Consider the following 6,476-nt stretch of genomic DNA (forward strand, 5'->3'; position numbering starts at 1 on the left):
GTGAGGAAAATTTTATGAGTGACTATGTGATTGAGACAAAACAGCTGACAAAAGTGTACGGAGATCAAACCGCTGTCAATGCTGTCAATCTCCATGTAAAAAAAGGTCAGATTTATGGTCTGCTCGGACGTAATGGAGCCGGGAAAACTACTATTATGAAAATGATTTTGGGGCTGACATCAATCACCTCCGGCGAAGCAAATGTGTTCGGTAAAAACATTAAGGGTCAGGAGAAACGGGTATATCCCCGTATTGGCGCAATTATTGAAACACCGGGGTTTTATCCGAATCTGACAGGAACAGAAAACTTGGAAATTTTTGCGAGGCTCCGTGGTACAGCGGCACCAAATGCTGTAAAAAATGCTTTGGAGGTTGTCGGTCTGCCTTATAAGGATAAAAAGCTGTTCGGTAAGTATTCTCTTGGGATGAAGCAGCGCCTGGGTATTGCCAATGCTATTTTACATGATCCGGAACTGCTGATTCTGGACGAGCCAACAAATGGACTTGACCCTATCGGTATTGCCGAGGTCAGGAATTTTATTAAAGATCTGAGTGCCAGTCGTGGAAAAACGATTTTGATATCCAGCCATATTCTTTCGGAAATTCAATTACTGGCAGATGATATTGGCATCATTGATCATGGGGTTCTTTTGGAAGAAAGCAGTATGAGCGAGTTAGAAAAGAAAAACAGGAAGTATATTCTTCTGCAGGTTTCGGATGTTCCCAAAGCAGCTCTGATTCTGGAACGGCAATTCCAACAAAAAAATTATTCCGTACAGGACGATCATACTCTGCGTCTTTATGATACCTCTTTGGACATGGGGGCGGTCAACAAAGAGCTTGTGGTACAGGATGTAACTGTTATCAGTTCCGGGCTTTGCAATGATACTCTGGAGGACTATTTTAAAAGGATTACTGGAGGTGAAGGGATTGCTTAATTTGGTTATTGGAGAATTGACTAAATTGAAGAGGAAAAAGATTACCATATGTACAATTATAGCAGCATGTATGTTTCCGATTCCGGTTGCTATTATGGTTATTGCCAACTCATACGATATGAAAAACATTTTTGCAATGTTGGTTCAGTTAGGTGATTGTTTTATGATGCCGCTTATGCTGGGGATGTTTGCGATGATTTTTTTCTATATGGAACAAGATCTGGATACTATGAAAAATATGCGCTTGATTCCTGTACCAATGGGGAAATGGCTTTGTGCCAAATTGATGGTTATTGCACTTGTATCTGTTATTTATTCCGTTGTAACAATTTTTGCGTCCTTTTTGATTGGTCTGGTGGTAGGGGATATTTCTGGAATATGGAGTAACTTTATCATTAATGTATTAATTGGAATTTTAATGTGTGCAGCATTATTGCCGATGATTGCTTTGATTATAAACCAGAAAAATAATTATATTGTAACAGGAATACTTATTTTTATATTTGTCATGCTTAATTTTATTTTTATTATGTCTATTACAAAAATTCCAGCTTGGGCGCTTCCATTTTTACCGATTGCGGCAGTATATAGATTTTTATTGCCATATACCGCAGTTAAAATGACAATTTATCTGGAAGAAATAACTCTTTCAGGGTTGCAGTTTGCTGGAGCTATGCTTTGTACGATATTTATATCGGTTATTTTCATAATTTTCGGTTTTCATAAGAAATATAGTAGGTGATGAAATGATGTATCTGTTAGCTGAATTTCAAAAAATAAAAAGAAATAATACGATTTTTATTGTGATTGTTGCTACGTTCTTTATTAATTTGATGTCTGTATTTCAAACAAACTATGATGGTAAGTTCTCATTAAGGGAATATGCAGATGTCTTGCTTTGGAATCATTCATGTTTTTTATATCCTGTTATGATTACTTTAATATGCGGATATTTAATTGATCTGGAATATAAAAACAATACATTAAAAAACATATATTTAGCAGCTATAAATTCACGAACATTAATTTGTGCAAAGCTGTTTGTTGGTTTTTGTTTTATATTGATTATAGCTATATTAGAATTTGTCTGTTCCACTATTGGGGTAATTTGCTGCCATATTGAGGTGTTTGGTGAATCAGTTGTGTATTTTTTGGTTCAACAGATTGTATTTGCTGTTTGTAGCTTTATTTCTGTTTTGCCAATTATTATTTCAGGCGCTCAAAAAGAAAATGGATATTTATTTGGGAGTCTTGTTGCAGCTTTTTTAGAAATATGTGGTATTTTTTTAGCTCCGAGGGGACTGTGCGGTTATTATGCAATTACCGCAGGACTTGAAATACTTAATTTCAATGGCGAGATGGTGGGAGGGACTTTATTTTCAGGAAATCAGGGAGAAGTAACGCTTGCTATAACTTTGGGGCTATCTGTTTTACTGCTTTATATATTGTGTCCGAAAAATAGGAATTATATGTTAGAAAAATAGTTAGTTACATGTATTACTTTGACAGCGATGTACTGATAGTTATTGTTGGTTTTGTAAGAGCTGACAGGGGATATTGAACAAAAATTATTTCCGAAAGTCCTGTGAACAGCAGGACTTTCTTTTGAAAAACATGAAAAGGGCAAGATTCTTATAACTGCCGTATTTCCAATATCAGTAAAGATATTAGTATTTAGTCTTAGGAAAAATCAAGGTGGTTTCGTAACCTTTTTGTTCCTCACTTAAAATTCGCATGATGCCGTTATGAGCTTCGATAATCTGCCGTACCAACAGAATACCTAATCCATGCCGGAGGTGTAGAGCTTTATCAGTGCTTTCCATATAATGTGTTTTAGAATTAAGTGCTTTCAGCTTTTCAGCGGATACGCCAACTCCATTGTCTGATACAACGATGGCTATTGCTTTTTCGCTGCATGATACCGAGATGGTAATTATACAGCCATTTGCATTATGGTTGATACTGTTCTGGATTAAATTTGTAACAGCCCGTTTAATAAGAACTTCATCACCACGAATAAATTCCGTTTCACATTGTGGATTAGATTCAAATTCAAATACATATTTTTTATCAAGATTGCTGTCCAGAAATTCACATATGACCTGCCGTGCCAGCTCTACCGGATAAATGCTGCTAATGCGAAGCGGCTGCATATCATATTCCAGTTTTGAGGTTAAATTCAAATCTTCGATCAGTCTTTTTATCTTTTCAGCCTGCTGACGGATTTCGGTCATTTTTTCCTGAACGTCAGAGTCCAGCCCGTGATTTTTTTCGAGGCTGCTGGAATATCCGAGAATCATTGACAGCGGGGTGCGTATATCATGGGAAATACCACTGATCCAGTTTGCCCTTGCAGTATCCCGGCGCTTCAGTGTTTTAGATACATGGTTAAGCTTTGCGTTGATTTCGGACAATTCTCCCTGCTCTGCCAACTGCGTTTTTTGACCGGCAGCAATTTCCTCAATGCCGATAAGAATAGGTTTAACAGCCTTTTCTGTTTTTCGGCTGTTAAAGATAAAAAGCAGCAATACAATCCCGATATTTAGAAAAAATACAGCGATGTACCCTATCGCATCAATTTTCACACTTACAATGGTTTTATATGCAGATAATTTCCAGTAACTGTCTTTCGGATAACCAAGGACTAGCAGACCATCGTTCCGGGCAGATACGAAAACAGGATAGTCCTCTAAATACCACCTTGCCATTTTTGCAATGTCTCCATAGGTGTATTGAACAGGGATGTTTGCCGGAAGTTTATAATTCCAGATGACATTACCCGTCGCATTATCTATCAGCATACACCATGCATGGTCTTGATCTAATAAAGCTGCGATATCATCTGGCAGAGTATATTGCCCGTCCGTCTGCTGTAATTCATCAGATATACAGGGTAACAGGTGGGTGGGGCTTTGATTTCCGTGGCTGACAGATACTATGATAAGACTTACAAATAAAAAAATATTCACTAAAATGAAAAAGCAAAACAGCTTAACACTGGAATGGACATACCGTTTGAAAAATTTTTGTACATTCATAGGATTACCCTGTTCCTTTCAAAATCAGCTTGTAACCGATCCCTTTGACCGTGACAAGAGATACCGGCGAAGATGGTTCTGCTTCGATCTTCTCCCGGATATGCCGGATATGGGACATTAGTGTTTTTTCATATCCAACATATATGTCTCCGCAGACTGTCTGGCATAAAGAACCGAGCGTTACAATGCGTCCTGCATTACTGAATAGTTTTTGAAGTATCTCCACTTCTTTTGCAGTAAGGGAGACTGGATCGCAGCCTTCTTTGTATACCTGTGCCTGCCCTAAGTCCACTTTGCAGGCTTCTAATAAAAAACTTGTGTCCTCATTTTCTTTATATACCCGATGTAAAATCGCAGTGACACGCCATACAAATTCCTGTGCCAAAAAGGGTTTTACTATATAATCGTCTGCACCCACTTCAAATCCTTTGGCTTTATCATCAAACTCTCCTTTTGCCGTTAAAAACAGAATAGGTATATTGGTTTGTTCCCGGATCACCTTTGCAAGCATGAACCCATCCATATCGGGCAGCATGACATCCAGGACTGCCAGATCGGGGTGGGTGTCCAGCCTCTCCAAAGCACGAAGTGCTGTATCTGCGGTCAGTATATTTGTAAACCCATTTTCTTTCAAAATGGATTGGCACATCAGTAAGATTGCAGGCTCATCGTCAATTAATAAGATTGATTTGTCCTTAATTGTACCCATATTTCCACTCCTTTCCACGACATTATACCATATTTTCAATTATGGTATGAATTATGGTTTCAAAATCAAGGTAAAATCAAGGTTAACTCCAACGTAACGCAAAGTGGAAGGTATATGATGTAATCAGCTTAGGAAAGGAGCAGACAAAAATGATAGTGTCAACAGAAAATTTGTCAAAAGAGTATGACGGTATTTATCGGGTTAATGATCTGGATATCCAAATTGACGAAGGGGATATTTATGGATTTCTTGGTCCTAATGGTGCGGGCAAATCGACAACAATGAAGATGCTGCTTGGTCTTGTCAAGCCCAGCAAAGGAAGTATTGAAATCATGGGAAAATCATTCAACGAGAAAAACCGGCAGGAGATTCTGAAAAGCGTTGGCTCCCTGATTGAATCCCCGTCCTATTATGGTCATCTGACTGGCAGGGAAAATATGGAAATAATACGCAGGCTGCTGGGCTTGCCCCGGAAAAATATCGAGGAGGCAGTTCATATTGTCCGTATGGAAAAACAAATGGATAAGAAGGTCAAAAACTATTCACTTGGAATGAAGCAGCGGCTTGGAATTGCGATGGCACTGGCTCGCCGTCCTAAACTGCTTGTTTTGGATGAACCTACTAATGGTCTTGACCCGGCAGGTATTGAGGAAATGCGGGAATTGGTCAAAACACTGCCAACGAAGTATGGGATGACCGTTATGATTTCCAGCCATATCCTGAGTGAAGTAGATCAGATGGCAACTGTGGTCGGCATCATCAATCATGGTGAGCTGATCTTTCAGGAAAATATGTCTGTTTTGGACGCACAGCGGCAGCCGTATATCATTCTGAGAACCAGTGATAATAACTTGGCTTGTCAGATACTAAGAAATATGAATCCGTTAAGAACGGGGGACGGTTTGCAGTTAGGGGCTTTGTCTGATGAACAGACAGGTAAGGTGGTTCAGAACCTGTGTGCCAACGATATTGCTGTTTATCGTGTGGAAGAACACAGGGAGAGCCTTGAGGACATTTTCCTCAATCTGACCGGAAAGGAGATGACCCTTTGATGAAATATCTATGGCTTGAATTATATAAGTTGAAACATCGAAAGGTGTTTCTGACCTTTTTGGTGATCTTGGGCGTGGAATTGCTATTTGTTTTTTCTAACTATGGCAATAATAAAAATTTTCTAAACATGGTTTCTGATCCCACTGCACCGGCATGGGAAGATCTGATCATCGGTCCAGCCGCTATAAATGGATTATTTTTTCCTATTTTGGCGGCGGTCATTGCCAGCCGTATTTGCGATATGGAGCATAAGGGAAACACATGGAAATTATTGGAGTGTAATAATCAAAACCGCAAATCTATCTGGTTCTGCAAATTTACAATAGTATCCACGCTTATGATGCTGGCAATCTTCATTCAGTCATTTACCATTATCATTTATGGTAATTCCGTGGGAATTGTCCAGCCGCTGCCTGTCAGAACGTTATTAGGTTTTGTGCTTGGAACTGCGATGATAACATTTGTAGTTGTCACAATTCAGGTTTTCTTCTCCCTTGTGTGTACAAACCAGCTTGTCCCTATGTCTATCGGTATGGTCGGCGCACTTATTGGGTTTATTTCCACGTTGCTGCCGCCGGGTATCCGCAACATTTTGATTTGGGGCAACTATGCAGAACTGATGGTGTTGGGGCAGGACACATCTTCAGGAGATCTGCAATCTTCCGGGTGTAGTGGTCAAGCATTTTTGTAACATTTGTGGCTAAAAATATATTGGATTGTTGCCTGGAGTCTATCGGG

7 protein-coding genes are annotated in these 6,476 nt (G+C 39.2%); 5 read left to right on the forward strand and 2 right to left on the reverse strand.

The annotated features are described in order from the left end of the window. Window positions 1–14 precede the first annotated feature (14 nt). Genes D5281_RS18540 through D5281_RS18550 form a run of 3 tightly spaced genes read left to right on the forward strand, consistent with a single transcriptional unit; the run spans window position 15 to window position 2,422 of the window. The gene (locus D5281_RS18540) at window positions 15–938 is read left to right on the forward strand and encodes an ABC transporter ATP-binding protein (protein ID WP_160561565.1); all 924 of its coding nucleotides are present in this window, start codon (window positions 15–17) and stop codon (window positions 936–938) included. After that, window positions 931–1,680: an ABC transporter permease gene (locus tag D5281_RS18545; RefSeq protein ID WP_160561566.1), complete on the forward strand. Its 750-nt coding sequence runs from the start codon at window positions 931–933 to the stop codon at window positions 1,678–1,680. The genes D5281_RS18540 and D5281_RS18545 overlap by 8 nt, the downstream gene beginning before the upstream one ends. A 4-nt stretch (window positions 1,681–1,684) precedes the next feature. Further along, window positions 1,685–2,422 (forward strand): ABC transporter permease, encoded by a 738-nt coding sequence (locus D5281_RS18550; protein ID WP_160561567.1) that lies wholly within the window; start codon window positions 1,685–1,687, stop codon window positions 2,420–2,422. A gap of 183 nt (window positions 2,423–2,605) precedes the next feature. Here D5281_RS18550 and D5281_RS18555 read toward each other — a convergent pair whose 3' ends face one another. Together D5281_RS18555 and D5281_RS18560 are read right to left on the reverse strand one after the other, a co-directional pair. Then, window positions 2,606–3,976: a sensor histidine kinase gene (locus tag D5281_RS18555; protein ID WP_160561568.1), complete on the reverse strand. Its 1,371-nt coding sequence runs from the start codon at window positions 3,974–3,976 to the stop codon at window positions 2,606–2,608. 4 nt (window positions 3,977–3,980) lie between these two features. Beyond that, entirely contained in the window at window positions 3,981–4,685 is a 705-nt protein-coding gene (locus D5281_RS18560) for a response regulator transcription factor (protein WP_160561569.1), read from the reverse strand. Between the two features lie 149 nt (window positions 4,686–4,834). On the opposite strand from D5281_RS18560, the gene D5281_RS18565 reads away from it, so the two are divergent. Then, window positions 4,835–5,737: an ABC transporter ATP-binding protein gene (locus D5281_RS18565; RefSeq protein ID WP_160561570.1), complete on the forward strand. Its 903-nt coding sequence runs from the start codon at window positions 4,835–4,837 to the stop codon at window positions 5,735–5,737. After that, window positions 5,737–6,429, forward strand: coding sequence for an ABC transporter permease (locus D5281_RS18570; RefSeq protein WP_277935453.1), 693 nt, complete (start codon window positions 5,737–5,739; stop codon window positions 6,427–6,429). The genes D5281_RS18565 and D5281_RS18570 overlap by 1 nt, the downstream gene beginning before the upstream one ends. Window positions 6,430–6,476: the final 47 nt, after the last annotated feature.

Origin of the sequence: Parablautia muri, assembly GCF_009917485.1 — a bacterium.
GTDB lineage: Bacteria > Bacillota > Clostridia > Lachnospirales > Lachnospiraceae > Suilimivivens > Suilimivivens muri.

Excerpts from the sequence above, each read along its gene's own strand:
- D5281_RS18540 (WP_160561565.1), top strand. The coding sequence starts at position 15 with ATGAGTGACTATGTGATTGAGACAAAACAGCTGACAAAAGTGTACGGA.
- D5281_RS18550 (WP_160561567.1), top strand. The coding sequence starts at position 1,685 with ATGATGTATCTGTTAGCTGAATTTCAAAAAATAAAAAGAAATAATACG.
- D5281_RS18555 (WP_160561568.1), bottom strand. The coding sequence starts at position 3,976 with ATGAATGTACAAAAATTTTTCAAACGGTATGTCCATTCCAGTGTTAAG.
- D5281_RS18560 (WP_160561569.1), bottom strand. The coding sequence starts at position 4,685 with ATGGGTACAATTAAGGACAAATCAATCTTATTAATTGACGATGAGCCT.
- D5281_RS18565 (WP_160561570.1), top strand. The coding sequence starts at position 4,835 with ATGATAGTGTCAACAGAAAATTTGTCAAAAGAGTATGACGGTATTTAT.
- D5281_RS18570 (WP_277935453.1), top strand. The coding sequence starts at position 5,737 with ATGAAATATCTATGGCTTGAATTATATAAGTTGAAACATCGAAAGGTG.